This window comes from Streptomyces sp. APSN-46.1, assembly GCF_022815725.1.
GTDB lineage: Bacteria > Actinomycetota > Actinomycetes > Streptomycetales > Streptomycetaceae > Streptomyces.
Genome location: NZ_JALGRF010000017.1, coordinates 102,491 through 129,005, shown reverse-complemented (window position 1 = coordinate 129,005; position 26,515 = coordinate 102,491). Strand labels below are relative to the sequence as shown.

The 26,515-nt window shown below is 72.0% G+C and carries 21 protein-coding genes, 1 tRNA gene and 1 pseudogene; 13 read left to right on the top strand and 10 right to left on the bottom strand.

What is annotated here, in order from left to right; translation table 11 throughout:
• Positions 1-196 (top strand): hypothetical protein (locus MTF65_RS29455; protein WP_243632034.1); only part of this gene is annotated, 196 nt, incomplete at its 5' end.
• Here the strand turns inward: MTF65_RS29455 and MTF65_RS29450 are convergent.
• Entirely contained in the window at positions 175-1,620 is a 1,446-nt protein-coding gene (locus tag MTF65_RS29450; RefSeq protein WP_243632033.1) for a glyceraldehyde-3-phosphate dehydrogenase, read from the bottom strand. The genes MTF65_RS29455 and MTF65_RS29450 overlap by 22 nt on opposite strands.
• Positions 1,621-1,861: 241 nt before the next feature.
• Between MTF65_RS29450 and MTF65_RS29445 the strand changes: the two genes are divergently transcribed.
• On the top strand, positions 1,862-3,271 hold the full coding sequence (locus tag MTF65_RS29445; RefSeq protein WP_308407239.1) for a M20/M25/M40 family metallo-hydrolase: 1,410 nt from the start codon (positions 1,862-1,864) through the stop codon (positions 3,269-3,271).
• 84 nt (positions 3,272-3,355) lie between these two features.
• Here the strand turns inward: MTF65_RS29445 and metG are convergent, their stop codons facing one another.
• Positions 3,356-5,071, bottom strand: coding sequence for a methionine--tRNA ligase (metG, locus tag MTF65_RS29440; RefSeq protein ID WP_243632032.1), 1,716 nt, complete (start codon positions 5,069-5,071; stop codon positions 3,356-3,358).
• A gap of 586 nt (positions 5,072-5,657) precedes the next feature.
• On the opposite strand from metG, the gene MTF65_RS29435 reads away from it, so the two are divergent.
• Together MTF65_RS29435 and MTF65_RS29430 are read left to right on the top strand one after the other, a co-directional pair.
• Entirely contained in the window at positions 5,658-6,215 is a 558-nt protein-coding gene (locus MTF65_RS29435; RefSeq protein WP_243632031.1) for an RNA polymerase sigma factor, read from the top strand.
• Positions 6,216-7,153: 938 nt separating this feature from the next.
• Positions 7,154-7,894: pseudogene (locus MTF65_RS29430) on the top strand (IclR family transcriptional regulator C-terminal domain-containing protein); the annotation flags it as partial.
• 393 nt (positions 7,895-8,287) lie between these two features.
• Here the strand turns inward: MTF65_RS29430 and MTF65_RS29425 are convergent.
• Positions 8,288-9,928: a serine/threonine-protein kinase gene (locus tag MTF65_RS29425; RefSeq protein WP_243632045.1), complete on the bottom strand. Its 1,641-nt coding sequence runs from the start codon at positions 9,926-9,928 to the stop codon at positions 8,288-8,290.
• A 223-nt stretch (positions 9,929-10,151) separates the two neighbouring features.
• Between MTF65_RS29425 and MTF65_RS29420 the strand changes: the two genes are divergently transcribed.
• The gene (locus MTF65_RS29420; protein WP_243632030.1) at positions 10,152-10,760 is read left to right on the top strand and encodes a hypothetical protein; all 609 of its coding nucleotides are present in this window, start codon (positions 10,152-10,154) and stop codon (positions 10,758-10,760) included.
• 194 nt (positions 10,761-10,954) lie between these two features.
• Here the strand turns inward: MTF65_RS29420 and MTF65_RS29415 are convergent, their stop codons facing one another.
• Genes MTF65_RS29415 through MTF65_RS29405 form a run of 3 tightly spaced genes read right to left on the bottom strand, consistent with a single transcriptional unit; the run spans position 10,955 to position 12,559 of the window.
• Positions 10,955-11,803, bottom strand: a complete 849-nt coding sequence (locus MTF65_RS29415) for a helix-turn-helix transcriptional regulator (RefSeq protein WP_243632029.1) — start codon at positions 11,801-11,803, stop codon at positions 10,955-10,957.
• 14 nt (positions 11,804-11,817) lie between these two features.
• Positions 11,818-12,333 carry a DUF6879 family protein gene (locus MTF65_RS29410; RefSeq protein WP_243632028.1) on the bottom strand — a complete coding sequence of 172 codons (516 nt, stop codon included), beginning with the start codon at positions 12,331-12,333 and terminating at the stop codon, positions 11,818-11,820.
• Positions 12,305-12,559, bottom strand: a complete 255-nt coding sequence (locus MTF65_RS29405; protein ID WP_243632027.1) for a hypothetical protein — start codon at positions 12,557-12,559, stop codon at positions 12,305-12,307. The genes MTF65_RS29410 and MTF65_RS29405 overlap by 29 nt, the downstream gene beginning before the upstream one ends.
• A gap of 883 nt (positions 12,560-13,442) precedes the next feature.
• Here MTF65_RS29405 and MTF65_RS29400 point away from each other — a divergent pair.
• Both MTF65_RS29400 and MTF65_RS29395 read left to right on the top strand, forming a co-directional pair.
• Positions 13,443-13,667 carry a DUF397 domain-containing protein gene (locus tag MTF65_RS29400; RefSeq protein ID WP_243632026.1) on the top strand — a complete coding sequence of 75 codons (225 nt, stop codon included), beginning with the start codon at positions 13,443-13,445 and terminating at the stop codon, positions 13,665-13,667.
• 78 nt (positions 13,668-13,745) lie between these two features.
• Complete coding sequence (locus MTF65_RS29395; protein WP_243632025.1) at positions 13,746-14,213, top strand: hypothetical protein; 468 nt, start codon at positions 13,746-13,748, stop codon at positions 14,211-14,213.
• A 122-nt stretch (positions 14,214-14,335) separates the two neighbouring features.
• On the opposite strand, the gene MTF65_RS29390 is transcribed toward MTF65_RS29395, so the two are convergent.
• Both MTF65_RS29390 and MTF65_RS29385 read right to left on the bottom strand, forming a co-directional pair.
• Positions 14,336-14,423 (bottom strand) — tRNA-Leu (locus MTF65_RS29390).
• Positions 14,424-14,677: 254 nt separating this feature from the next.
• Positions 14,678-15,619, bottom strand: coding sequence for a beta-ketoacyl-ACP synthase III (locus MTF65_RS29385; RefSeq protein ID WP_243632024.1), 942 nt, complete (start codon positions 15,617-15,619; stop codon positions 14,678-14,680).
• Between the two features lie 219 nt (positions 15,620-15,838).
• Between MTF65_RS29385 and fdhD the strand changes: the two genes are divergently transcribed.
• Entirely contained in the window at positions 15,839-16,666 is an 828-nt protein-coding gene (gene fdhD / locus MTF65_RS29380) for a formate dehydrogenase accessory sulfurtransferase FdhD (protein ID WP_243632044.1), read from the top strand.
• 30 nt (positions 16,667-16,696) lie between these two features.
• Here fdhD and MTF65_RS29375 read toward each other — a convergent pair whose 3' ends face one another.
• Both MTF65_RS29375 and MTF65_RS29370 read right to left on the bottom strand, forming a co-directional pair.
• On the bottom strand, positions 16,697-17,137 hold the full coding sequence (locus tag MTF65_RS29375) for a (2Fe-2S) ferredoxin domain-containing protein (protein ID WP_243632023.1): 441 nt from the start codon (positions 17,135-17,137) through the stop codon (positions 16,697-16,699).
• A gap of 9 nt (positions 17,138-17,146) precedes the next feature.
• Positions 17,147-18,307, bottom strand: a complete 1,161-nt coding sequence (locus MTF65_RS29370) for a bile acid:sodium symporter family protein (RefSeq protein ID WP_243632022.1) — start codon at positions 18,305-18,307, stop codon at positions 17,147-17,149.
• Between the two features lie 462 nt (positions 18,308-18,769).
• Here MTF65_RS29370 and MTF65_RS29365 point away from each other — a divergent pair, with 462 nt between their 5' ends.
• The 5 genes from MTF65_RS29365 to MTF65_RS29345 all read left to right on the top strand — a co-directional run bounded on the left by MTF65_RS29365 (position 18,770) and on the right by MTF65_RS29345 (position 26,510).
• Positions 18,770-19,633, top strand: a complete 864-nt coding sequence (locus tag MTF65_RS29365) for a LysR substrate-binding domain-containing protein (RefSeq protein ID WP_243632021.1) — start codon at positions 18,770-18,772, stop codon at positions 19,631-19,633.
• A gap of 128 nt (positions 19,634-19,761) precedes the next feature.
• The gene (locus MTF65_RS29360) at positions 19,762-21,585 is read left to right on the top strand and encodes a long-chain fatty acid--CoA ligase (protein ID WP_243632020.1); all 1,824 of its coding nucleotides are present in this window, start codon (positions 19,762-19,764) and stop codon (positions 21,583-21,585) included.
• 88 nt (positions 21,586-21,673) lie between these two features.
• Complete coding sequence (locus MTF65_RS29355; protein ID WP_243632019.1) at positions 21,674-22,939, top strand: ABC transporter substrate-binding protein; 1,266 nt, start codon at positions 21,674-21,676, stop codon at positions 22,937-22,939.
• Between the two features lie 14 nt (positions 22,940-22,953).
• Positions 22,954-25,740 carry an ABC transporter permease subunit gene (locus MTF65_RS29350; protein WP_243632018.1) on the top strand — a complete coding sequence of 929 codons (2,787 nt, stop codon included), beginning with the start codon at positions 22,954-22,956 and terminating at the stop codon, positions 25,738-25,740.
• Positions 25,737-26,510 carry an ABC transporter ATP-binding protein gene (locus MTF65_RS29345; RefSeq protein WP_243632017.1) on the top strand — a complete coding sequence of 258 codons (774 nt, stop codon included), beginning with the start codon at positions 25,737-25,739 and terminating at the stop codon, positions 26,508-26,510. Before MTF65_RS29350 ends, MTF65_RS29345 begins: the two co-directional genes overlap by 4 nt.
• Positions 26,511-26,515: the final 5 nt, after the last annotated feature.

Genomic DNA, 26,515 nt, shown 5'->3' with positions numbered 1-26,515 from the left:
GCGGGGCGGCGCGGCGCGGGGCGGCGCGGCGCGGCGCGGGAGCGCGGCACTGCGGGGCGGGGCGGGAGCGCGGCGGGGCAAACGGCGGCGCGGCAAACGGCGGCGGGGCGGCGGGGCGGTGCCGTTGGGCATCGCCTCGCCGCCCCGCCGGTGGGACAACGTGCTACGGGAGGGTCAGATCGCCGGAGCCGGGTAGGTCGGGTACTCCACGCCGGAGACGTGCTGGACGACCCGGATCACCTGGCACGAGTAGCCGAACTCGTTGTCGTACCAGAGGTAGAGGATCGCGTTGTCGCCGTCCACCTTGGTGGCGCCGGCGTCGACGATCGAGGCGTGGCGCGAGCCGATGAAGTCGCTCGACACCGCGTCGGGGGCGGTGATGAAGTCGATCTGGCGCTTGAGCGGCGAGGTCAGCGACACGTCCCGCAGGTAGTCGAGGACCTCCTCGCGGGTGGTCTCGCGCCCGAGCCGCAGGCTGAGGATCGCGATCGAGACGTCCGGCACCGGGACGCGGATCGAGCTGCCGGTGATCGGCGCCTTGAGGTCGGGCAGCGCCTTCGCGACGGCGGAGGCGGCGCCGGTCTCGGTGATGACCATGTTGAGCGGCGCGGAGCGGCCACGGCGGTCGGAGCTGTGGTAGTTGTCCAGCAGGTTCTGGTCGTTGGTGAACGAGTGGACGGTCTCCACGTGGCCGCGCAGGACGCCGTACTCGTCCGCCATCGCCTTCAGCGGCGGGACGATCGCGTTCGTGGTGCAGGAGGCGCAGGACAGGATCTGCTCGTCCGGCTTGATCGTGTCGTGGTTGACGCCGTGGACGATGTTCGGGACGTCGCCCTTGCCCGGCGCGGTCAGGACGACCTTGTCGATGCCGGGGCGCAGGTGCTTCGACAGGCCCTCGCGGTCGCGCCACTTGCCGGTGTTGTCGATGAGGATGGCGTCGTTGATGCCGTACGCCGTGTAGTCGATCTCCGACGGGTCGTTGGCGTAGATCACCTTGATCTCGTTGCCATTGGCGATGATCTTGCTGTTCGCCTCGTCAACGGTGATCGTGCCCTGGAACTGGCCGTGGATCGAGTCGCGGCGCAGCAGCGAGGCGCGCTTGACGATGTCCTGGGCGCCGCCCTGGCGGACGACGATCGCACGCAGGCGCAGGCCGTTGCCGGAACCGGCCTTCTCGATGAGCAGGCGGGCGACGAGGCGGCCGATGCGGCCGAAGCCGTACAGCACGACGTCGCGCGGCCGGCACCGCTCGATCTTGTTGTCACCGGTGGCGCCGGCGACGGCCGCGGCGGTGAACTCCTGCACGGAGAGACCGCGGTCGTCGGCCTTGTACGTCGCGGCCAGCATGCCGAGGTCGATCTGCGAGGGGCCGAGATCGAGCGTGGTGAGGGCCTGCAGGAACGGCAGCGTCTCGGTGACCGAGAGCTCCCCGCCGGCCATCTGCCGGGCGAATCGGTGGGTCTTGAGGATGCTGACCACCGACTTGTTCACCAAGGAGCGGCTGTGAAGCAGGACGGTGACGTCCCGCTCCCTGTGCAGCTTCCCGATGATCGGGATCATCGACTCCGCGATCTCCTCGCGGTTCTTCCAGTTGGTGAACGAGTCGTCGTTGACAGTCACAGGATTATCTTTCGAGCTAGGCGGCGCTCATATGCTAACCCCCCGATACTTTGATCATTCACGCGGGCACGCCAGAGCGCCCCTTGTGCGCGTTTGCCCGGATTTGAGTACCGCGCTGCCCGTGACGGCGACTCCGTTCACTCGCACGGCCCATTCCGGCACAGCACCCGTACCTCCCCCGCCCCATGATCGGAGCAGCGATCCCGCAGCCCAGCGCGGACCCGAGGGATGGTGGTGGCGGGTGGAATCCGAAGCGGAAGCGGAAGCGAACAGCAGGCGCTCCCTGGAAGCGCGGGTGGACGCCCTCATGGGAGGCCTCCAGGCGGACCTGGAGCAGCTGGCGGCCATCCCCTCGGTCGCCTTCCCCGGCTACCCGCGCGAGCCCGTGCGGGAGGCGCACGAGCTGATCGTCTCCCTCCTGCGCGAGGCCGGCGTCCCCACCATCGAGCGGATCGACCTCCCCGGCACCGCCCCGGTGATCTACGGCCGGATCCCGCCGCCGGAACCGGGCGCCCCGACCGTCCTGCTGTACGGGCACTACGACGTCCAGCCGGCCGGCGACGAGTCCCTCTGGTTCTCCCCGCCCTTCGAGCCCACCCCGGTCCCGGGCGGCCTGCGGGCGCGCGGCATAGCCGACGACAAGGCCAATGTGATCGCCCACCTCGGACTGCTGCGGCTGTACGGCGGCCGCCCGCCCGTCGGGATCAAGCTCGTCATCGAGGGTCAGGAGGAGTACGGCAGCGCCTTCGACGCCTACCCGCCCCGCGACCCGGGGCGGTTCGCCTGCGACGCCGTGCTCGTCGCCGACCTGGGCAACCTGCGGCCGGGCACCCCCACCCTGACCACCGGCCTGCGCGGGGACTGCGAGGTGACGGTGGAGGTCCGCACCCTCGCCGAACCCCGCCACAGCGGGGAGTTCGGCGGCGCCGCCCCCGACGCCCTGCTGATCCTGCTCAGGGCGCTGGCCACGCTGCACGACGCCAACGGCGACGTCGCGGTGCCGGGCCTGAGGCGGGACCCCTGGGAGGGAACGACGTACACCGAAGAGGAGTTCCGCGACCTCGCCTCGGTCCAGGACGACCTGCCGCTGATCGGCACCGGCTCCCTCGGCGAGCGCCTCTGGAGCGGCCCCGCCATCACCGTCATCGGGCTCGACGCCCCGAGCGTGGAGCAGGCCGCCTCGGCGGTGGTCCCGTACGCCCGCGCCAAGCTGAACCTCCGCTTCCACCCGCGCCAGGACCCGCGGGAGGCCCGGGACCGGCTGGTGGAGCACCTGCGGGCGCAGCGCCCCTTCGGCATTCCGCTCACGGTCACGCCCGGAGACACCGGCCCCGGTTTCGAGGCGCGCACGGGCGGGCCAGCCCACCGGGCGGCGCTGACCGCGCTGAAGGAGGCCTGGGGCACGGAGGCCTCGTACGTCGCCACGGGCGCCTCGATCCCACTGGTGAACGGCCTCGCGCAGGCGGCGCCGGGCGCGGAGGTGCTGCTGTTCGGCCCCCAGGACAGCACCTGCAATCTGCACGCGCCCAACGAGCGGGTACTGCTCTCCGAGCTGCGCAACACGGTGGTGGCGATGGCCGCCTTCGTACGGGAGTACGCGGCGGACTACCGCGCCCCCGAGCCCGCCGCCCCGGTGGAAGGCCACCGGTGAGCACCCGCCCCGGGCACGCCGAAGGGGCGCGACCCCCGGAGTACTTCCGTGGGAGAGCGTCGCGCCCCTTCGATCAGACGGGTGTCAGCCCGTCTCGGAACCGCCGAAGCGCTCCCGGTACGACTCCTGGTCCTCTTCGGTGATCCGCGCGAAGAGTACCGGCGGCACGGTGAACGGCGTACCGGCCGGGACCGCGTCCAGGGACCTCGCCTGCTCCGGGGTGACCCACGTGGCCGTGTCGTCGGCGAGCTCGAACGAGGAGCGCATGGCGCGCGCCGAGGCCGGGATGAAGGGCTCGGAGACCACCGAGTAGAGGTGGATCAGGTTCATCGCGGTGCGCAGGGTGAGCGCCGCGCCCTCCAGGTCGGTCTTGACCTCCAGCCAGGGGGCCTTCTCGTCCAGGTAGGCGTTGCCGGCCGACCACAGGGCGCGCAGCGCGGCCGCCGCCTTGCGGTACTGGAGGGACTCCATGTGGCCCTCGTACTCGGCCAGCAGCTCGGCGATCTGCTCGCCCAGCTTGGCCTCGGCCTCGCCGGCGGGGCTGCCGGCGGGGACCTCGTCGCCGAACTTCTTGCGGGAGAAGGTCAGTACGCGGTTGACGAAGTTGCCGAGGGTGCCGCCGAGGTCCTTGTTGACCGTGGCGGTGAAGTGCTCCCACGTGAAGGACGAGTCGTCGGACTCGGGCGCGTTGGCGATGAGGAAGTAGCGCCAGAAGTCGGCCGGGAGGATCTCCAGCGCCTGGTCGGTGAAGACGCCGCGCTTCTGCGAGGTGGAGAACTTGCCGCCGTAGTACGTCAGCCAGTTGAAGGCCTTGACGTAGTCGACCTTCTTCCACGGCTCGCGGGTGGCCAGCTCGGTGGCGGGGAACATCACCGTGTGGAACGGGACGTTGTCCTTGGCCATGAACTGGGTGTAGCGGACGTCCTCGGCCTCGTACCACCACGACTTGTAGTCGCGGTTGGCCGGGTCCAGGTCGGACCACTCCTTCGTCGAGCCGATGTACTCGATCGGCGCGTCGAACCAGACGTAGAAGACCTTGCCCTCGGCGGCCAGCTCCGGCCAGGTGTCGGCCGGGACGGGGACGCCCCAGTCGAGGTCACGGGTGATGGCGCGGTCGTGCAGGCCCTCGGTCAGCCACTTGCGGGCGATGGAGGCGGCCAGCTGCGGCCACTCGGCCTCGTGCCGGGAGACCCATTCCTCGACCTCGTGCTGGAGCTTGGACTGGAGGAGGAAGAGGTGCTTGGTCTCGCGGACCTCCAGCTCGGTGGAGCCGGAGATGGCCGAGCGGGGCTCGATCAGGTCCGTGGGGTCCAGGACGCGGGTGCAGTTCTCGCACTGGTCGCCGCGGGCCTTGTCGTAGCCGCAGTGCGGGCAGGTGCCCTCGACGTAGCGGTCCGGCAGGAAGCGGCCGTCGACCGGCGAGTAGACCTGCCGGATCGCGCGCTCCTCGATGAAGCCGTTCTTCTGGAGTCGGCGCGCGAAGTGCTGGGTGATCTCGCGGTTCTGCACGGAGGAGCTGCGGCCGAAGTAGTCGAAGGACAGCTCGAAGCCGTCGTAGACCGCCTTCTGGGCGTCGTGGGCCTGCGCGCAGAACTCGGCGACCGAGAGACCGGCCTCCTTGGCGGCGAGTTCGGCGGGAGTGCCGTGCTCGTCGGTGGCGCAGATGTAGAGGACTTCGTGGCCGCGCTGGCGGAGGTACCGGGAGTACACATCCGCCGGAAGCATCGACCCGACCATGTTGCCCAGGTGCTTGATCCCGTTGATGTACGGAAGCGCGCTGGTGATCAGGTGTCGAGCCATCCTCGGATGCTCCATTTCATATATGCGGTTGCGACGTGACGTGACGGATTGTGATGCGGTTCATCGTATCGAACCGCCGAAACGCCGCGCGCCGCATTTCTACGGGGTGGACGAACGCGTGGTGGGTGTAACGCAAAAGCGAGGGTGGTGACCTCTCCGTCACGGCCCTCGCGGTGGGCCCATGGTACAGCGGGCGCGGCAGCACCCCGACCGGTGTCCGGCGCACTGTCCGGATGGCGGGACGGCGGGTGCCGTTGGCGAGCCGTTCGCGGTGCCGTTGGAGGTGCCGTCGGAGGTGCCGCTGGAGGTGCCGTCGGAAGTGCCGTCGGAGGTGCCGTCACACCCCGTACGCGGGGCCCCTGCGGCGTCACACGTGACCGGCATATGCGTATGCCCTGGTTGGGCCGGTGTGCGGTCGGAATCGATCACGAGTCAGTCATCACCGAACGTAATGTTCCAGGTTGCTTCTCTACGCCCCCTGGGCGCGCCCGCGCTGACAGGCTGGCAAGGCGGCGCACGAGGGGATCGCACAAGGGGATGAGGTGGAACGGTGAACGATGGCGGACCTGAGGAGTCCGGTGGGGCCGTGGGGCTGCCCAGCCGTAGGCGGCGGCCGACGCCGATGAGCCAGTGGGACTCCGCTGCGCGCCTGTCCTACTGGGCGTTCCACACCAACCGGCGCCCCTCGTACATGCGTTTCGCGTATCTGCAGCTGGGCTCCGACTCGGCCGCCGAGGACGCGGTGGACGCGACCTTCGACTCCCTCATGAACGAGTGGCTCCGCATGCTGCACATGGACCGCCTGGACGCCTACGCCTGGACCGTCCTCAAACAGCGGCTGGCCGACCGGCAGCACCGCCGCACCCCCTGGCCGCGGCCGATGGACATCAGTGCCTTCGAGGCCGCCCTGAAAGAGGCCCACGCCGACCCGTACGAGGTGCTGACCGACACCATCCGCTTCTACTCGGCGGTCTCCCGGCTCGCCGAGCGGCAGCGTGACGCCGTGCTGCTGCGCTACGGGCTCCAGTGCAGCCCGGGCGAGGCCGCCTCCATGATGGGCGTCGACGAGGCCACGATCCGCACCCACCTCGGCCAAGCACAGCGGCGACTCGCCCGCCTGCTCGACACGTCCGCCGAATCATGAGGCGGCGTGAGCGGCCCGAGTGGCCCGAGAGTGACGGAGCCCCCCGTTCGCTGGCCGAGTTCCTGGACCGGGCGGGCGTCCGCGACCGGTACCCCCACTACGACCTCGGCGCGGCCGAGGCCCGGCTGCTGCGCAGCCCCCGTCCCGGCGCCCCCCTCGGCGCCCCCCTCGGCCGGACCCGCCGCCGGTCCTTCGGGTGGAGCGACCCCGCGCGGGACTGCCCGCTCGACTCCGAACGGGCCCGCCGCGACCTGAAGGCCACCTGCCTGGCCACGGTGTGCGCGCCGGCGGCGGAGGCCGAGCTCGACTCCTTCGTGGACGGCGATCCCACCGGCCTGGCCGGCGCCGTGGTCTTCGGCTGCCTCCTGCACCTCGCGGGGCTGCGCGAGGGTTCCCGCTTCTGGTGGCAGTTCGCCGCCGGATCCGGGAGCCCGCGGACCGCGCCCGCCGCCTTCTGCCTCTTCCTCGACCACTCCCGGCGCGGAGAGCACCACGACGCCCGGCTCTGGGCGCGCGAGCTGGGCCGGCGCGGCTTCCGGCCCGGCGGACACCGCGATCTGCGGGACGTCCGGCTGTGTGCGCAGGCGGCCGTCCTGCGCTACGTCGACCAGCTCTACGACCCCGACGTCGGCCCGGTGCCGCTGCCCAAGCCGGGGCTGTCCGGGGTGCTGGGCGCGTTCCACCCGTCGGCCGTCACGGTCGCGCAGGCCACCCGGGTCCCACGGACCACGGCCGGGCCGGTGACGGCCGCGGCGGCCCCGACGGCCTCTCTGGCCGCCGCAGTCACGGGCCCGGCGGCCCCGACGGCCCCGGCAGCCCCTTCGGCCGCCGCGATCACGGCCCCGGCGGCCCCTCCGGCCACCGCGCCCGCGTCCCCGGCCGCCCCGGCACCGCTGCGGCATCCCGCGCTGACCGCCGCCGCCCGCCGGAGCCTGCCGGTGGCCAACGGGAGCGGGGCCCTGGCGGAGGCCCGGCGCGCGCTGGCCGTCGTACGGGTACTGGAACGGCACCCGCTGGGCGTGCGGGCCGCCCAGCTGGGGCGGGAGTCGGGGCTCGCCGAGGCGGAGCTCGGGCCGCTGCTGACGATGCTGTGCGAGGAGGAGTACGCGTACCTCCCGGGCGCGGGCGTCTACGGCCGGGGGCCCGCCCTGGACCGGCTCGCCGCCCCCGGCGGTCGGGGTCTCGCGGGCCAGCTCCAGCGCACCCTGGCCCTGGCCCGGGACAGCGCGGGCGCCGCCGTGTACCTCAGCCGGTACGCGGAGGGCGAGGTCCGGATCACCCAGATGGCCGATGGGCCCGGGGCCCCGCCGGTGCGGGAGTGGGTGGACTTCCGGGCGGCCGCGCATGCCAGCGCCGTCGGGAAGTGCCTGCTGACCCAGCTCGACCACGACGGCCGGGCCGACCACGTGGCCCGGCACCGCCCGGCCCGGCTCACCCCTCGAACCATCACCGACAGCCGGGCCCTGTTCAGCGCCCTCGACGCGGTGGCGCCGGGCGCGCCCGTCTTCGACCTGCGGGAGTACTCCCCCGGGGTGGTCTGCTCGGCGGTCCCGATCACCATCGGGGACGCCGCCGGGAGCCTCGCGCTCTCCCTGCCCGCGACGCACGCGCACCGCCTGCGGCATGCCACCGAGGCCCTGCGCCGCAAGGCCGTACCGGTGCTGCTCGCGCTGCTCCTGACGGGCGCGATCCCGCCGGACGGGCCGGGGGACACCCCGGTGGAGACTCCGGCGGACACCCTGGTGGGCAGCCCGGTGGACAGCCACCCGGTGCCGGTGGCCGCACCGGTCCCGCAGGCGGCGGCCGTCACTCCGGAGACCTTGCGCCACCTGCGCAAGGTCTTCCGTACGCGCCTCAACCGGGCCGACTCCTCGCCCGACGGACCCCATCTGGTCAGTGACCCGGCGACGGCGGCGGCCTACCTCTTCGACGCCCTCTCCGAGACCGACAACGACCAGCCCCGGCTCTCCCTGCCGCACACGTTGGCCCCGCTCCGCCCGGGCAGCCTGCCGGCCCCGGAGGGTCTGGTGGTCCTGAGCACCTGACCGTGCTGACCGTGCGCGGGCGGCGCCTCACCCCGCCGGTACGAAGGAGTCCAGAGCCGTGTCGAAGTGGCTCCGGGCCTCGGCGAGCCGGCCGACGGGCGCGGATACCCAGACGTCGTACATGCGCCCGTTCTCGTCCCAGCAGAGGTCGAAGGTGTGGCGGGCGCCCTCGGCGGCGGAGAAGCCGTTCCAGGTGAACTCCCAGAGGGCGGCGGGCAGTCCGTTGTGGGTCGTCGGGACCACGCTGTTGTCGCGGTAGCCGGGGTTGTTGGCCGGGCCGTTCGCGTCGGAGCCGCGCATGGCGCCGAGCGGGCCGCCGGGGGCCGCCGGCTTCACCTTGATGCCGATGCGGAAGGCCCCGTCGGGGGACACGTAGAAGACCCGCTGATCGTCGGTGGTGCGCTGGAAGCCGTTGGGTACGGCGATGCTGAAGCCCTCCCGGTCGGTCACCGTCCGGTACCCGGAGGGCGCGGGCTTGGCGGACACGGTGCGGGCCGCCGGCGGCGCCGCGACCGGTGACCGGGTGTCGGCGGGCTTGGCGTCCGAGGTGGGCGGGGCGGCGCTGGGACCGGCCGCGCTCGGTGAAGGGCCGGCGAACGCGGGGGTGCCCGGCACGGGGGTTGCGGGGGCAGGGGTCGCGGGGGCACTCGCCGTCGTCTCGCGGGCGGCCCGGTCCGCCGCACGGTCCGCCGTACGGTCCGCGAGCCGCGAGGTCACGGTCACGGCGCCGACCACCGCCACGACGACGAGTGCGGCCATCAGGCCGACCCGCACGGCCGGACGGGTCCGCCGGGCCTCCCCCGCCGGGACCACGGCGGGCCGGGTGACGACGCGCTCGGTCGGCGAGTAGCCGATCGGGCTCCGGGCCGCCCAGCCGCCGGCGGGCGGGGCGGGCGGCGTCGGGCCGGGGGCCCGGTCGAGGAGCGGGAGCCGCCCGGTGGTCACGTACGCCGAGAGCAGCCGCTCGGCCTCCGCGGCCTCCAGCCGCCGGTCCGGGTCGCGTTCCAGCAGGCCGCGGATGACCGGAAGCAGCGGTCCCGCCTGCGCGGGCGGCCGGATCTCGTCGTAGACGACGGCGTGCAGTACGCCGCCGATCGAGTCGCGGTGGAAGGGCGACTCACCACTCAGCGCGGCGCAGAGCAGCGTGCCGAGCGACCACAGGTCGGAGGCGGGGCCAGCGGCGGCGCCCTGCATGCGCTCGGGCGAGGTGTACTCGGGCGAGCCGACGAACGCGCCGGTCTCGCTGATGGTGGTGGACCCGGCGAGGCTGGCGATGCCGAAGTCGGTCAGCACCACCCGGCCGGTGCCCGCCTCCATGAGGACGTTGGCGGGTTTGACGTCGCGGTGGAGGACCCCGCGGGCGTGGGCCGCGGTCAGCGCGCCGAGCAGGGCGAGCCCGGTACGGGCGGTCTCACCGGGGCTCAACGGCCCGTCGGCGGACAGCCGGTCGGCGAGTGAGCCGCCGTCCACGAGCTCCATGACGATGTAGGGGCGCCCGTCGTGCTCCACGACGTCGTGGACGACCACGACGTGCGGATGTTTGACCTGCGCGACGGTGCGCGCCTCCCGCAGGGCGCCGGTCGTCTCCGTACCGCCGTCGACGTGGAGTTCCTTGACGGCGACCGACCGCCCGAGGAGTTCGTCGGTGGCCCGCCAAACGGTCCCCATGCCGCCCCGGCCCAGCCGCTTCCCCAGACGGTAACGCCCGGCGATCACCTTGCTGTTGCGTGGATCGTCCTGCGACACTTCGCTCCCCCTCGGCACGTTCAAGTGGCCATGATGCCGCACAGGTCAGCGGCCATGTCCCCGGATCATGAGAGTGTTTGTCCGGGCTCGGACGGCTCATTCGCCGCTCCGATCCCAGGAGACACAGAGGAACGAGGGGATTGACGTGCTGACGCACACCACGGCCGCATCGAGGCGACGCTCCGCGCGCACCGCCGGAATCGCGCTCGCCGTACTGCTCTTGGCCGCGTGCGGGCCTTTCAAGGGCGGCGCGAACGACGAGGGGGCGAAGGGCTCGAAGGCCTCTCAAGCGCCCGAGAAGCCGCTGCGCCTCGGAGAGCCGAGCACCGAGCCGCAGGAGATCGGCCGCTACGACACGACGGGCAAGTTCACCATCACCCCGCAGCGGGTGGTCACGGGCAAGGCGTCCGACCTGGACGAGCTGAAGGACGAGAAGTACAAGGGCTGGCTGCCGGTCTGGGTGTACGTCAACGCCAAGCTCATCGGAGGCGACTCACCGGTGCGCGGCCCCATGATCATGTCGAACGTGGGCGTACGCACCGCCGACGACGTGCCGGTCACCCGCCTGCTGACGATGATGCGCGACCTGAGCAGCAAGCCGGCCGACTGCAAGGACGACATCGAAGCCGAGTGGAAGACGGGCGACGAGCACACGCACTGCGCGCTGTACCTGGTACCCGAGGGCAAGCCCGCCGCCTTCGTCACGTACTCGCAGGGGTACTACAAGGAACCCCTGAAGTGGACGGTGAATTAGCCCCCACCACCCCAGGCGCCCCAACCACCGGCGCCCCGGCAACGCCCTCGCCCCCCGCCGGGGCGCCCTGTTCGTCACTCCACAGCCTGAAAACGCGAAGGACCCCGCCGCAGCGGGGTCCTTCTTCTGTGTCCGAGGGGGGACTTGAACTCTCCACTCGGGCACCAGCTTCTTAGTTCGCTGACCTGCACGACTCAATCCAGGGACGCCAACGCACCCGCTATGAGAGAACGTGCCGCAGCTCCCCGTGCGGCCCCTTGTGAGAGCCGTTCAAAGGCTCGGGCGTACAGCTCGACCTGGCTGGGCTGCGTGAGGGTGGAAGCAGCATCCAGCGTGTCCGCGTGCACCCTGGTGTCGTCGAAGATCGTGAAGGTGGGCATGGGCCACACGGTCCGTTGCGCCGAGAGCGGGACGATCCCCACGGCGACGTTCTGGAGATCCATAACCCCGAGCAGGTGGCCAAGCTGTGCCGCCATGGTTTCGGCGCTGCACAGCCGGTACCGCAACACCGACTCCTCCAGTACGAACGAGAACCGGCGTGCGCCGTTGCTCAGCACCGCGTTGCGCCTTATGCGGGCCGCCACGGCATCACTCACGTCGTTGGGGGTTCCCCGGAAGTCTGCGATGGTCGACAGAAGGGCAGCGGCGTATCCGGGCGTCTGGAGGAATCCGGGGATCACGTCGGAAACGTAGACCCGGAACACCTTGGTTTGTTGGTACAGGTCCCCCGTGGACTCTTGCAGGCGACGGAGACCGCTCCGCTGGAGTCCTCTCCACTGCACATGAGCATTGGCGGACTGCCTGTTTGCCGCGATCAAGTCAGGGGCCTGATCGTCGGCGGCGCAGGCGCGGCACCAAGCCTTGATGTCTGCGTCAGAGGGAGGGGTCTTAGCGTTCTCGATCCGGGACGACTTTGACTCTGACCAGCCGCACCTGACGGCCAGCTCCCGCCCGCTGATCCCCGCATCTTTCCGGATCTCGCGCAGACGCCCGGCAAGGTCTTCGCGGGCCTTCTGCACGCTTGAAGAGGGGTGTGGGGGCATGGAGCTGGCTTTCGTCAGATCTCGTACAGGTGGTGCGGGATCGCTCGTTCCCAGACCACTTCGAAGGCGTTGGAACACAGCTTCACGGTTTCCGAGTCCGCCGTGATCTCGTCCTCCACCACCACGCCGTCACCTGAGAAGTGGTGCACCCGGAGGAGCGCACCATCGAACAGCCAGAAGTCATTCCCCGGCAGGGGGATACTCGTGGCCCGTCGCCGTGGCAGCCACCGAACCTCCTCACCCGCCGTGACGTTGGCGTGGGTGACGTAGTGCTCCCAGCGGATGTACTCCGATACAGGCTCGGAGATCACCCGGGCCCGGCGGATCGCCACACCCCGGGCCACGGTGTCCGTGATCAACTGGTCATAGGGATGCCACCAGGATTCGCGGTCCTCCCAGTTGATCCGCTCGCCGCGCTTCCATGCCTCGAACCGGTCCGTCGGGGCGTAGGAGTCACGCAGCTCCAGGTGGACGGCGGACCGCTCGCACTGGCCAAGCAGCTCAGCGAAGCTGGGCACGCTCGACGGCATCACACGCCTCCCTGATCATCGGGATCATCCGGGCCGGAATCCTAACGATGGCTTCGCTCTCGGGCACCGGTCCGTTCGCCGGGCTGCTCCCCTCGCACTCCACCTGAGTCTCGGGGCTCGGCTTCCATCCCTGCAACAAGATCTCCTGAGCTTCCGCATCTGCCCACACGGTGGGGCAGTGGTCCCGGTCCGTGTTCGGGTCGATTCCGACGAACTCTACGGCCATGGCTGGCTCCCTGGTCTAGGTGCTTGCTCGGGCTTGCATCAGCTTCGTTGAACTGCGGAGACAGCATCAATACCGCTATCAGCCACGGCAATTGGTGTGCAAGCTCATGCAAGTTCGTGGAGCTCGGCACTGCTCACTTCCTAGGGTCCTTCCATCGACCTCGGAAGCGATCGGGAGGGCGCGGCGTGATGAAGACGGAACCGAATCGGTGGCAGGAGGAGCCGGTGGTGCTGCCGATGCGGATGGAACGGCCTCGGCCTCGTCCGGTGCCGGGTTGCGCCGAGTGCACGCGGCTGGGGCAGCTTCGCAAGGCCGCAGGGCCGGAGGGCGACGGCACGACGGTGGCCGACTGCAACATCCTGCTTCGGATGCACGGGACCGGTCACTGATGGACATGCAGACCTGGAGAGACGGCCGGACACGGGCTACTGACGCCACCGAGTCCATACGGGCAGCCTTGGCCGCCCGCGGTATCCCTGAGGCCGCGTGGCGGCATACGGCCCACCGTCACCTACAACGGCCATGCGTACGTGCACATGGAGATGCTCCCGGCTGACGCTGTCGAACAGATTGCTGAAGCTTTGCGGTTGCCTTCGGGGCACTGAAGCGCTCACAGAATCCTGTTCTCCGTCGCCCTCCCGACGGGAGACAGGTAGACCCCCGACCGGACAAGGCTTGAACAGGGACAGGACGTGTCCCGTCTGAGTTGACGTGCTCAGGTTCTCCCCCCGGTCCGCCCCTTCGCTGGGGTGCCGCCCTGGGCGGTGAGGGCACCGCTCCGGACCTAGGGAAGCCGGGGCGCCCACCTCTAAGGCTTCCGTCCGCTACGGGCGGGGGGACGGTCCTGTCTGGGGCCGTCAAGCAGATCAGGAAGGGCACAACGATGACCGACCTGTACGGGTTCCCCATCGAGGGAGCCGAGTTCTCCAAGGCGTGCGGCGGCAGTACCCACCCGGACGGCGAGGCGTGCGTGACGCTCGCGAAGATCGGGCCGGACGCGTGGGCCATGGGCGACAGCAAGCGCCCGGACGCCGAGCCGCTGCGCTTCACCACGGCGGAGCTGAACGCGGCAGGCATCGACCCTGCGCGCTTCGACCTCTCCGCGTAAACCTGCGCCTCCCCACAGACGGCCCCGCCCCGCACGCCGACGGGCGGGGCCGTCACCCTTCCCTGGAACGGAGCAGCTGTGCACATCCACGGATACGCCTGGCTGGGAGAGAAACAGACTCTCGACAAGGAGAGCATCCGGCGGCCACCACCAGCCCAGGCCCCGACCATGCACAGCCCGGCCGAGGTAGCCGACCGCTACCGCCAAGCCGTTGCCGAGTTCCCCGCCACCGATGTGCCGCCGCTCCAGACAGCGCACTGGCTGATCAAACCGGCCACGGTGATCCGGGGCACGTGGGAGGAGTCGAAGGAGGCCGGGGAATGGCTCGGGCTCCAGCTCATCGAGTTCGCACCCCGGTTCGCCTCGGCGCAGGACCGGGAAGTAACCCGCCTGGTGCTCCTGGTGAAGTCGGCAGTGGAACGGCTGACGTGGGGAGGGGATGTGTCGCTCGGGCACTACCTCAACGGAACTGCGTTCCATTCGGTCGCGCTGGTGACCTGCTCCCCGAACCGTTCCCGCCCCGAGTTGTCCTGCCCACTCGGGTAGTCGAAGCGACGAACAAGCCCGGCCCGGCCGGGCCTTTCTCGGCGGTCACGTCGTTGGTCACGTTGCTGGTCGTGACACCGGCCAGAAATGCATAGAGACCCCAGATGAACTGGGGTCTCTGCTGGTGTCCGAGGGGGGACTTGAACCCCCACGCCCGATAAAGGGCACTAGCACCTCAAGCTAGCGCGTCTGCCATTCCGCCACCCGGACTAGGTGGTCGGCCCCGGTTTCCCGCGGCGACATGGATAACAATAGCAGGGGATCAGCGTGGTTCCGACCAGGTAATCGGCCCGGGGACGGTCGACGCGGCCGGGCTGACCTGCGCGCATGTGCCGTACGCCATGACGAGACGGGGCGACTCGGATGGATGGCGACACGGGGCTCCGCATCTTTCGTGGGCGCCGGTCGGGGCCCGAACGCAGGGCACCGCCGCAGCCGGCGCGCGGCTGGGCGGTGCATCGGCGCTACGGGCAGCGGATGACCTGGCCAGCGTAGGAGAGGTTGCCGCCGAAGCCGAAGAGGAGGACGGGGGCCCCGGACGGGATCTCGCCGCGCTCGACCAGTTTGGACAGGGCCATCGGGATGCTGCCGGCCGAGGTATTGCCCGAATCGACGACATCGCGGGCGACGACCGCGTTGACGGCGCCGATCTTGCTGGCCAGCGGTTCGATGATCCGGAGGTTCGCCTGGTGGAGGACCACGCCGGCCAGCTCCTCGGGAGTGACCCCGGCCTTCTCGCAGGCCTTGCGGGCGAGCGCCGGGAGCTGGCTGATGGTCCAGCGGTAGACGGACTGGCCCTCCTGCGCGAAGACCGGCGGCGAGCCCTCGATGCGGACGACGTGGCCCATCTCGGGCACCGAACCCCACAGGACCGGGCCGATGCCGGGCTCGTCGCTGGCCTCGACGACGGCGGCGCCCGCGCCGTCGCCGGTCAGCACGCAGGTGGTGCGGTCGGTCCAGTCGGTGATCTCGGTCATCTTGTCGGAGCCGATGACCAGGGCGCGCGTGGCGGAGCCGGCCCGGATCGCGTGGTCTGCGGTGGCCAGGGCGTGGGTGAAGCCCGAGCAGACGACGTTGAGGTCCATGACCGCGGGCGCGCTGCGCATGCCGAGCTTGGCGGCGACGCGGGCGGCCATGTTGGGCGAACGGTCGATCGCGGTGGAGGTGGCCACCAGCACGAGGTCGATGTCGTCGGGGCTCAGGCCGGCGTTCGCGAGGGCCTTGCCTGCGGCCTGGAAGGCCAGCTCGTCGACCGGTTCCTCGGGGCCCGCGATGTGGCGCGTCTTGATGCCGACCCGGGACCGGATCCACTCGTCGTTGGTGTCGACCACGGCCGCGAGGTCCTCGTTGGTGAGCACTCTCGCGGGCTGGTAGTGCCCTAGCGCCACCACGCGTGAACCGGTCATGGGCGGGGTCCCCCCTCGTACGGAAGTCAGGATGACCCAGCTTCGCCTGCTACTGGCGGGTACGGGTGTGGGTGACCCGACAGGATTACCGCCCCGGAATTTGGAGAATTCCGAGCAACTTCCAGCCGGGGGCCTGAGTGGGCGCCGATCCGGGAGAATGTGCTCGTCACGTGTCACGACGAGGTGCACGACGAGCAGAGAACGGGTGGGCTGATCGCCATGGGACGGGTCACCGAGCGTCGCCGCGTCGTCCGGATCCGGGGCGGCGTGGCCGGCGCGCGCCCGGACACGCTGGTGGCCGAGGAGCCGCTGGAGATACGGCTGAACGGCAAGCCGCTGGCGATCACGATGCGCACCCCTGGCGACGATTTCGCCCTCGCCGTGGGCTTCCTGGTGAGCGAGGGCGTGCTCGGCTCGGCCGCGGACGTACAGGCCGTGACCTATTGCGAGGGCGCCACCGAGGCCGGCTCCAACACCTACAACGTGGTCAACGTGCAGCTCGCCGCCGGAGTGCCCGTCCCGGACATCACGCTGGAACGGAACGTCTACACCACCTCGTCCTGCGGGCTGTGCGGCAAGGCGAGCCTGGACGCGGTGCGTACGGCGACCCGTTTCGCGGGGATCGCCGCCGATCCGGTACGGGTGTCCGCGGATCTCCTGGGCGGGCTTCCGGACCGGCTGCGCGCGGCCCAGAAGGTGTTCGAACGGACCGGCGGGCTGCACGCGGCCGGGCTGTTCTCGGCGGAGGGCGAGTTGCTCGACGTACGGGAGGACGTGGGCCGGCACAACGCGGTGGACAAGATCGTCGGCCGGGCGCTGCAGGCCGGGCGGCTGCCGCTGACGGGGGCGGTCCTGCTGGTGTCGGGCCGGGCCTCCTTCGAGCTCGCGCAGAAGGCCGTGATGGCCGGGATCCCGGTCCTGGCCGCCGTCTCCGCGCCGTCGTCGCTGGCGGTGGACCTGGCGCTGGAGACGGGGCTGACCCTGGTGGGGTTCCTGCGGGGGCCGAACATGAACATCTACGCCGGCGAGGAACGCGTCACGGTGTAGCGACGTAGCGACGTAGCGTCCCCGGCGGGCTCAGCGTCCCCGGCGGGCTCGGCGGGGGCGGCGGGACGTGTCGGCCGGCGGCTTCGGCTGCGGCGGGTCGATGCGGTAGAGGTCGAGGGACGCCGGGATCGGGCTGGAGCCGGGGCCGCCGGATTCCGCCCAGGCGATGACCTCGTCGGTCGCGGTGTCGTCCAGGGCCCAGCCGAACCAGGCCGCGCGGGCTCCCCGGCGGCGCGCCTCGGAGGTGGGCTGGACCACGATGACGTTGGCCTGTGCGCACGGGCCCAGGCAGTCGCTGGTACGGACGGCCAGGCGGCCCCCGGAGGCGGCCGCCGCCTCGCGCAGCCGGGCCAGCTGGCCGGCGTGGTCGGTGCCGGGGTTCTTGCGGGGGTCGCCACAGCAGCAGCCACGGCAGACCACCAGGGTGCAGGGGCGTTCGGCGTGGGCGGCGAGCGGGCGTATCCAGGTCACCGACGCACGTTACCGGGCCTGGGCGGCGGGGGGTTGAGGCGTCGGCGAGACCTCCGCCACATGCCCGGCGGGGAGTTCACCCTCGGGGGCGGACTCGCCGGACGCGGGGCGGGGCTCGGGGCGGGGGTCGGGGCGGGGCTCGGGGCCGGACCCCGGGCGAGATGCGGGGTCGGACCCGGAGCCGGACGCGGGGCGGGATGCGGGGGCTCCGGCGCGGCGGCGGGCCAGGACCGCGCACACCATCAGCTGCATCTGGTGGAACAGCATGAGCGGCAGCACGGCGAGGCTCGCCTGTGCCCCGAACAGAACGCTGGCCATGGGGAGTCCGGCGGCCAGGCTCTTCTTCGACCCCGCGAACTGGATGGCGATGCGGTCCTCCCGGCCGAAGCCGAGCCGCTTGGCCCCGTACCAGGTGACCAGGAGCATGACGGCGAGGAGTACGGCCTCCACGGCCAGCAGGGCGCCGAGGCGCGGGGCGCTGACCTGGTGCCAGATGCCCGCCGCCATGCCCGCGCTGAAGGCGGCGTAGACGACGAGGAGGATCGAGCCCCGGTCGACGTAGCCGAGCGCCTTCTTGTGGCGGACGAGGAAGCCGCCGGTCCAGCGGCGCAGGGTCTGGCCGAGCAGGAAGGGCAGCAGGAGCTGGAGGGCGATCCCCCGCAGGGAGTCGAGGGAGAAGCCGCCCGCGCTTTCGCCGAGGAGTCCGGCGGCGAGGACGGGGGTGAGGAAGATGCCGGCGAGGCTGGAGAAGGAGCCGGCGCAGATCGCGGCGGGCACGTTGCCGCGGGCGATGGAGGTGAAGGCGATGGAGGACTGGACGGTGGAGGGGACCAGGCAGAGGAAGAGCAGGCCGCTGTAGAGCGGGGGTGTGAGGAGGGTGGGGACGAGGCCGCGGGCGGCCAGGCCGAGCACCGGGAAGAGCAGGAAGGTGCAGCCCAGCACGGTGAGGTGGAGGCGCCAGTGGCGCAGCCCGTCGAGGGCCTCGCGGGTGGAGAGCCGGGCGCCGTAGAGGAAGAAGAGCAGGGCCACGGCGCCGGTGGCGGCGCCCTCGGCGAGGGTGGCGGCGGCCGGACCGCTGGCCGGGAGCAGGGCGGCGAGGCCGACGGTGCCGAGCAGGGCCAGTACGTACGGGTCCAGGGGCAGCCAGGCGGGAAGGTGCGGGCGGCGCATGTGCGGGGCTCTCACTTGCTGTAGGGGTCGGGGCGGGCGGGTCGGGCGGGCATCCCGTGCGGAGGCCGGTCGCCGCCCGGCCGGAACCGGCCCGACGCGTCCCCGGCCAGCCGGATCCGGCACCCCGCGCGGGGCGGGATGCCGCCGGGCAGTACGGCGGCATCCCGCCCGGGGCAGGGCGCTCCCGCCGCACCGGCAGCGGATGCAGGCACCCACCCGGCACACGCCGTCCGGGATGCTGGCGCGCGCCGCCCAGGGTGCGGGCAAGCACAGTCCGCGGGGTGCGGGCAAGTACATGGTCGTCCGGGGTGTGGGCCGGGCACCCTGCCCCGAGGGTCCGGGCGGGTGGCCGGCGTGGGGGGTGTTCGTCACTTCATGGTCAGGGGTTGGCCGGTGATCGGGAAATAGGTATACCGAACTGACTGCCATCACGGATGCCGATAGCCGCCGTACCATGGCCGCATGTACGACCCCGTCCAGTTGCGTACGTTCCTCACCGTCGCCCAGACGCTCAGCTTCACGCAGGCCGCCGCCCGGCTCGGTGTGCGGCAGTCCACGGTCAGCCAGCACGTGCGGCGGCTGGAGGAGGCGACGGGGCGGCCGCTCTTCAGCCGGGACACGCACCACGTGGAGCTGACGGAGGACGGCGAGGCGCTGCTCGGCTTCGCGCGGACCATCCTGGAGGCGCACGAGCGGGCGGCCGCCTTCTTCACCGGGACCCGGCTGCGCGGCCGGCTGCGCTTCGGGGCGTCGGAGGACTTCGTACTGACCCGGCTGCCGGAGATCCTGGAAGGCTTCCGGCACGAGCACCCCGAGGTGGATCTGGAGCTGTCGGTCGAGCTGTCCGGGACCCTGCACGAGCGGCTGGACGCGGGCCGCCTCGATCTGGTGCTGGCGAAGCGGCGCGGGCCCGGTGACGAGCGGGGCCGGTTGGTGTGGCGGGACCGGATGGTGTGGATCGGGGCGGAGGGGCTGCGGGTGGATCCCGACAAGCCGGTGCCGTTGATCGTCTTCCCGCCGCCGGGGATCACCCGGGCCCGGGCGCTGGAGGTCCTGGAGCGGGAGGGGCGGGCGTGGCGGATCGCCTGTACGAGCGGCAGCTTGAGCGGCCTGATCGCGGCGGCCCGCGCCGGCCTGGGCGTGATGGCGCACACCCGGGGGCTGATCCCGCCGGGCCTGGTCCGGGTCGGCGGCCTCCCGGAGCTGGGTCCGGTTGAGTTCGCGCTGCTGCAGGGCCGGCGGCAGGGCCGGCGACCGACCCCGGCCTCCGATGCCCTGGCGGCCGCGATCCTCTCGGGCGGGGACCGCCTCAGCCGGCCCGCCTGACCAGGAGCCGAGCCGTCCCGGTCGGCGAACCGCGAAATCCGAGGGGATCTTGTGGAGGTTTCCAAAGCGGTCCCGGCCGGCCCGGCGGGTGGGGTAGCGTCGCGGCGCCACACGGAGAGGAGCGGGTGTTGCGCGAGGTCACCGTCCCACCCGTGATCACGGCCGCGCCGGTCGGAGGCCTGGCCGACCTCGTGTTCGAGCATGCCCGGCAGGAGCCGGACCGGGTGGTCCTCGGCCGGAAGACGGACGGCCGATGGCTGGACGTGACCTCCGGCGAGCTGGCCGCCGAGGTGCTGGCGCTCGCGAAGGGGCTGCTGGCCCGGGGCGTCCGCTTCGGGGACCGGGTCGCCGTGATGTCCCGGACCCGGTACGAGTGGACGCTGTTCGACTTCGCGCTGTGGGCCATCGGCGCCCAGCCGGTCCCCGTCTACCCGACGTCCTCCGCCGAGCAGGTCCACTGGATCCTGTACGACTCCTCCTGCGTCGGCTGCGTCGTCGAGGACGAGGACCAGGCCATGACCGTCGGCTCGGTCATCGAGCGGCTCCCCCTGCTGCACAGTCTCTGGCAGCTCGACGCCGGGGCGGTGGCGGATCTCGTCGAGGCGGGCCGCGGCGTCGCGGAGGGCGTGGTGCACCGGCACCGGGGCGCGGTGACGCCCGACGCGACGGCGACCGTCATCTACACCTCCGGAACCACCGGCCGCCCCAAGGGCTGTGTGCTGACGCACGGCAACTTCATGTACGAGGCCGACACGCTGGTCAGCCGCTGGGAGTCGGTGTTCCAGACCGGGCCCGGCGAGCGCCCGTCCACCCTGCTCTTCCTGCCCCTCGCGCACATCTTCGGCCGGATGGTGGAGGTGGCGGCGGTCCGGGCCCGGGTCAAACTCGGGCACCAGCCGGTGCTGGCGGCGGCCGAGTTGCTGCCGGATCTGGCCGCGTTCCGGCCGACCTTCGTGCTCGGGGTGCCGTACGTCTTCGAGAAGGTGTTCGCGGCGGCCCGGCGCAAGGCCGAGGTGGAGCGGCGTACGGGCCCCTTCGACCGGGCGGTGGAGACGGCCGTACGGTACGCCGAGGCGCGGGAGCAGAAGGCCTTCGGCATCGGGCCGGGCCCCTCGGCGGCGCTGCGGATGGAGCACCAGCTGTTCGAGAAGCTGGTGTACGGGAAGGTCCGCGAGGCGATGGGCGGCCGGGTGCGGCACGCGATGTCGGGCGGGTCCGCGATGTCGCGCCGGCTCGGGCTGTTCTTCGAGGGCGCCGGGATCACGGTGTTCGAGGGGTACGGGCTGACGGAATCGTGCGCGGCGGCGACGGCGAACCCGCCGGGGGCGACGAAGTACGGCACGGTGGGCCGGCCGATCCCGGGCAGTACGGTGCACATCGCCGACGACGGGGAGATCTGGCTGCACGGCGACCACGTCTTCTCCGGGTATCTCAACGACCCGCGCGGCACGGAGGCGGTGCTGCGCGGCGGCTGGCTGGCGACCGGGGATCTGGGGCGGCTGGACGAGGACGGCTATCTCACGATCACCGGGCGCAAGAAGGAGATCCTGGTGACCTCCAACGGCAAGAGCGTGGCGCCCGCCGCCCTGGAGGAACGGGTGCGCTCGCATCCGCTGGTGGCGCAGTGTGTGCTGGTGGGCAATGACCGGCCGTACATCGCGGCGCTGCTGACTCTGGACATGGAGGGGGTCGCGCACTGGCTGTCGATGCGCGGCCGCCCGCAGCTGACCGCGGCGGACCTGGTGAACGATCCGGACCTGGCGACGGAGGTCCGCCGGGCGGTGGTGGCGGCGAACACGCTGGTCTCGCAGGCCGAGTCGATCCGCGCGTTCCGGGTGCTGGCCGAGCAGTTCACGGAGGAACGGGGGCTGCTGACCCCCTCGTTGAAGCTGAAGCGCGCGGCGATCGAGAAGGCTTACGCGAAGGAGGTCGCGGACCTCTACCAGAACTGACGATCCGTCACTTTGCCCTGCCAAAGTATTGACGGTGCGTCAGGTCGCACACAGAATGCGGGGATTCCGACCGGAGGGGATTCCGCCCATGTTGCGACCGATCCGCGCCCTGGCAGCCGCCGCGGCGGTGCTCGCCCTCGTCTCCGCCTGCAACTCCGCCTCCAACAGCACCAGCCCGGGCACGCCCGGCGGCGCGGCCGGGAACGCCCGGGGGGTCACCGCCGACGCCATCAAGGTCGGCGGCATCGTCTCCATGACCAGCGCCAGCGGCTACAGCAAGAAGGACACCGATCTCGGGGCCAGGGCCCGGTACCTGAGAGCCAACGCCGAGGGCGGGATCAACGGGCGCGAGGTCGATTACATCGGCGCGGAGGACGACGGCCAGGACCCGGCCAAGAACCTCGCGGCCGCCCGCAAACTCGTCCAGCAGGACAAGGTCTTCGCGGTCTCCCCGATGAGCTCGGTCACCTTCTCCGGCGCCGACTTCCTGGAGCGGGAGAAGGTGCCCACCTTCGGCTGGGGCACCCTGCCGTCCTTCTGCGGGCCCCGGTACATCTACGGCTTCAACGGCTGCCTGGTCCCCTCCCCCGGCGGCACCCTCAACCAGACCTGGCCCGAGGGCATCGGCCAGATCCTCGGCGGGGCGCGGGGCAAGTCGGTCGCGATCATCGCCAACGACAGCGACGCCGGGAAGTTCGGCATCCGGACCTTCCAGCAGGGTTTCGCCAGCGCCGGGTTCAAGGTCGCCTACGCCAAGGCCTCCGTCCCCGGCACCGCCGTGCCGAGCGACTGGTCGGCGTACGTGAAGGAGATCCTCGGCAGCGACGACGGCGGGGCCCCGGACGCCGTGGTCTCGGTCATGCAGACGCCCAACAACATCGGGCTGTTCACCGCGCTCAAGCGCGGCGGGTACAAGGGGCTGCTCTCCGACCCGACCGACTACGACCCCGGTCTGCTCGCCAAGGACGCCACCAAGCAGGCCCTCGACGGGGTGCACGTACTGCTCCAGTTCGAGCCCTTCGAGTCCGCGAACCCGAAGATGGCGCAGTTCAAGGCCGACATCAAGGCGGCCGCGGGCGGGCAGGACGTACCGCTCAACATGCACATGCTGACCGGGTACATGTCCGCCGACCTGTTCGTGTCCATCGCGGGGAAGGCGGGCAAGGAGCTGACCGTCGAGTCGTTCCAGGCCGCCGCGCAGGGCTTCTCCGACACCGCGACGCTCGTCGGAGACCGGGCGGAACCCAAGGGCCAGAAGGAGAGCTTCGGCTGCGGGGCCCTCGTCCAGCTGAGGAACGGGGCGTACGAGGTCTCCGTGCCGTTCAAGTGCTACGAGCCCATCCCCTTCAAGTAACCGAGGGAAGCGGCATGGACGATCTGCTCGTCTTCGTGCTGAGCGGTCTGGTCTCCGGCGCCCTGTACGCACTGCTCGCCACCGGGCTGGTGCTCTCGTACTCGGCGTCCGGGCTGTTCAACTTCGCGCACGGGGCCACGGCCTACCTGTGCGCGCTCGTCTTCTACGAAGTGCACTCCGGCCTGGGGTGGCCCGCGGTCCCGGCGGCACTGCTGGTGGTGTTGGTACTCGCCCCCGGCCTGGGGTGGGCGCTGGACCGGCTGATGTTCCGCCGGCTCGCGCGGGTCGGGGAGAGTGCGCAGATCGTCGCCACCATCGGGTTGCTGGTGGCACTGCCGGCCGCCGGACTGTGGGCGGTGGAGCTGCTCGCGGACGCGGGGGCTCCGGTCACCCCGGCCGAGAACCAGTTCGGGCTGCCGGGCGTGGGGCCGAGCCCCGCGCGGTCCTGGCAGCTCACGGAGGGCGTCGGCATCGACTCGGACCAGCTCATCACCTGGGCGGTGACCGCGCTGGTGGCCGTGGCGCTGTGGGTGCTGATGCGGCACACCCGGCTGGGGCTGCGGCTGCGGGCCGCCGTGGACAACCGCTCGCTGACCGAGCTGCGCGGGATCAGCGCCGACCGGCTGTCCTCGGTGGCCTGGATGATCGCGTCGGCGCTGGCCGGGCTGGCGGGGGTGCTGGCGACGCCGCTGCTGGGGCTGTCGGCGCACGACTTCACCCTGTTCCTGTTCGTGTCGGCCACGGCGGCGGTCATCGGGCGGTTCGCGTCCGTGCCGCTCGCGTTCGCCGGCGGGCTCGGGCTGGGGGTGCTGCAGAACCTCGTCGCCGGGTACGCGTCCTTCGCGGAGCGGATCACCGGGTTCCGGACGGCGGTGCCGTTCCTGATCCTGTTCGGCGGTCTGCTGGTGCTCACCCGCAGGGCCCGGACGGCCGGGACCGCCGCCGCCGACGCGCCGCCGGTGGACCACCTGGCCGGGGCGTCATGGGGGCGGCGGTGGGGGGTGTGGGCCGCGCTCGCGGGCGCGCTGGGCGTCGCGTTCTACACCGTGACCACGCCGTTCTGGAGCGGGTTGCTCGCGCAGGGGCTGGCGATCGCGCTGGTGTTCATGTCCCTCACGGTGGTGACGGGGCTGGGCGCGATGGTGTCGCTGGCGCAGGCCACGTTCGTGACCGGGGCCGCGCTGGTGGCGGGGCTGCTGATGAGCCGGGGCTGGCCGTTCGTGGCGGCACTGGCGGTGGGGACGTGCGTGGCCGCGCTGCTGGGCGCGGTGGTCGCCCTGCCGGCGCTGCGGCTGGGCGGGCGGTCGTTGGCGCTGGCGACGCTGGCGCTGGCGTTCCTCGCCGACCAGGTGCTGTTCCAGCTGCGGTGGCTGCGGAACGGGGACTCGGGGTGGTCGATTCCGCGGCCGGTGATCGGGCCGGTGGACCTGTCCGACGACCGGGCGCTGGGCGTGGCCCTGGTGGTGCTGGTCTCGGCGGTGGCGGCGGGGCTCGGCGCGCTGCGGAACTCCCCGTCGGGGCGGGCGATGCTGGCCGTACGGTCGGCCCCGGCGGCGGCGATGGCCTCGGGGGTGTCCGTGCTGCGGACGAAGCTGCTGCTGTTCACGGTGTCGGCGGGGCTGGCGGGGTTCGGGGGCGTGATGTACGCGTCGTACAACTCCCGGATCACGGCGACGGACTTCACGGCGATGACGGGGCTGGTGTGGCTGGCGGTGGTGGTGGCGGCGGGGGTTCGGCGGCCGGTGTACGCGGTGGTGGCGGGGCTGGTCTTCGCGGTCGCGCCGAGGCTGCTGTCGGACTACGTGACGTCGTCGGCCCACCTGCCGGTGATCCTGTTCGGCCTGGCGGGGTTGGCCCTGGCCAACGACCCCGACGGGTATTGCGCGGCCGTGCCGGTGCGGTTGGCGCGTAGGCGTGCCGCCGCTTCCCAGGGCTCCGCCCCGGACCCCGCGCCTCAAACGCCGGCGGGGCTGGATGTGCCCTCCGGGCATCCCGGCCCGCAAAGCGGCACCGCTCTCGATTCAGCCCCGCCGGCGTTTGAGGCGCGGGGTCTGGGGCGGAGCCCCAGGAAACGGCGCCCCGCAGGGGCCGCCCCCGCCGCACGGCCCGGCCCCGCCCTGGAGCTGCGCAGCATAACGGCCGGATATGACGGCGGGCTCGTGCTGCACGGGGTCGATCTCGCCGTGCGGAAGGGGGAGATCCTGGCCGTGCTCGGGCCGAACGGGGCCGGGAAGAGCACCGCCTGCCGGGTGGCCGCCGGGCTGCTGCCCGTCGCGGGCGGAGGGGTCTTCGTACGCGGACGGGACGCCACCCGGGACGGGGCCGTGCTGCGGTCGCGGGCCGGAGTGCTGCTCGCCCCCGAGGGGCGGGGGATCTTCCCCGCGCTCACCATCGAGGAGAACCTGGCCCTGTACCTCACGGAGAGCGACGCGCGGGCGGCCGTCTACGACCGGTTCCCCCGGCTCGGGGAACGGCGCGGCGTGGCCGCCGGGGCGCTGTCGGGCGGGGAGCAGCAGATGCTGGCCCTCGCACCGCTCCTGCAGCGGCCGCCCGAGGTGCTGATCGCGGACGAGCCCTCGCTCGGACTCGCCCCGCGTGTCGTGGACGAGGTGTACGCGCTGCTCACCGAGCTCCGCGCGGCGGGGACGGCGCTGCTGCTGGTGGAGGAGAAGGCCGCCGGGATCCTCGGCATCGCCGACACCGTCGCCTACCTCGCCCAGGGCCGGGTCTCCTGGTGCGGCCCGCGCGCCGAGGTGGAGGAGGACCGGCTCACCGAGGCCTACCTGGGGATGGCGACATGAGGGAGCCGTACGTACTGGAGGCCGGCGGCGTCAGCGTGCGCTTCGGCGGGGTCAAGGCGCTGACGGGAGTCAGCCTGGGGGTCCGGGCCGGTGAGGTGTGCGGCCTGATCGGGCCGAACGGGGCCGGAAAGACCACCCTGTTCGACGTGCTGTCGGGGATTCGCCGCCCGGACCGGGGGCGGCTGCTGCTCGACGGGGCGGACATCACCCGCCGGTCCCCCGTCTGGCGGGCCCGGCACGGAATGCGCCGGACGTTCCAGCGCCAACAGCTGTTCGGGCAGCTCAGCGTGGCGGACAACGTGCTCGTCGGGCAGGAGTGGCGGGGCGGCGGAGGCGGTCTCGCCGCCGACCTGATCGCCTCGCCGGCCCGGCGCCGGCGGGAACGGGAGCGCAGGGAGCGGGGGGCGCGGGTGCTGGCCGACTGCGGGATCGGGCCGCTGGAGGCCTCGTACGCCGGCGGACTGCCCGTGGGCCAGGCCCGGATGGTGGAGCTGGCGCGCGCCGTGGCCGATCCGCCGCGGGTCCTGCTGCTGGACGAGCCCGCGTCGGGGATGTCGGCCCCCGAGCGGGAGCGGCTGGCGGGCGTGGTGCGGCGGCTGGCCGAGGAGGAGGGGTGCGCGGTGCTGCTGGTGGAGCACAACGTGGCCTTCGTGATGGACCTCTGCGCACGAGTGGTCGTACTGGACTTCGGGACGGTGCTGGCCGAGGGCACCGCTGCCGAGGTGCGGGCCGATCCGCTGGTGCGGGAGGCGTATCTGGGGGTGGCCTGAAGACC

Bases quoted from the DNA above. Each gene is read 5' to 3' on its own strand.
- metG (WP_243632032.1), bottom strand. From the start codon at position 5,071: ATGGCTCGACACCTGATCACCAGCGCGCTTCCGTACATCAACGGGATC.
- MTF65_RS29425 (WP_243632045.1), bottom strand. From the start codon at position 9,928: ATGGGGACCGTTTGGCGGGCCACCGACGAACTCCTCGGGCGGTCGGTC.
- MTF65_RS29415 (WP_243632029.1), bottom strand. From the start codon at position 11,803: ATGCCCCCACACCCCTCTTCAAGCGTGCAGAAGGCCCGCGAAGACCTT.
- MTF65_RS29410 (WP_243632028.1), bottom strand. From the start codon at position 12,333: ATGCCGTCGAGCGTGCCCAGCTTCGCTGAGCTGCTTGGCCAGTGCGAG.
- MTF65_RS29405 (WP_243632027.1), bottom strand. From the start codon at position 12,559: ATGGCCGTAGAGTTCGTCGGAATCGACCCGAACACGGACCGGGACCAC.
- MTF65_RS29400 (WP_243632026.1), top strand. From the start codon at position 13,443: ATGACCGACCTGTACGGGTTCCCCATCGAGGGAGCCGAGTTCTCCAAG.
- MTF65_RS29385 (WP_243632024.1), bottom strand. From the start codon at position 15,619: ATGACCGGTTCACGCGTGGTGGCGCTAGGGCACTACCAGCCCGCGAGA.
- fdhD (WP_243632044.1), top strand. From the start codon at position 15,839: ATGGGACGGGTCACCGAGCGTCGCCGCGTCGTCCGGATCCGGGGCGGC.
- MTF65_RS29370 (WP_243632022.1), bottom strand. From the start codon at position 18,307: ATGCGCCGCCCGCACCTTCCCGCCTGGCTGCCCCTGGACCCGTACGTA.
- MTF65_RS29365 (WP_243632021.1), top strand. From the start codon at position 18,770: ATGTACGACCCCGTCCAGTTGCGTACGTTCCTCACCGTCGCCCAGACG.
- MTF65_RS29355 (WP_243632019.1), top strand. From the start codon at position 21,674: ATGTTGCGACCGATCCGCGCCCTGGCAGCCGCCGCGGCGGTGCTCGCC.
- MTF65_RS29350 (WP_243632018.1), top strand. From the start codon at position 22,954: ATGGACGATCTGCTCGTCTTCGTGCTGAGCGGTCTGGTCTCCGGCGCC.
- MTF65_RS29345 (WP_243632017.1), top strand. From the start codon at position 25,737: ATGAGGGAGCCGTACGTACTGGAGGCCGGCGGCGTCAGCGTGCGCTTC.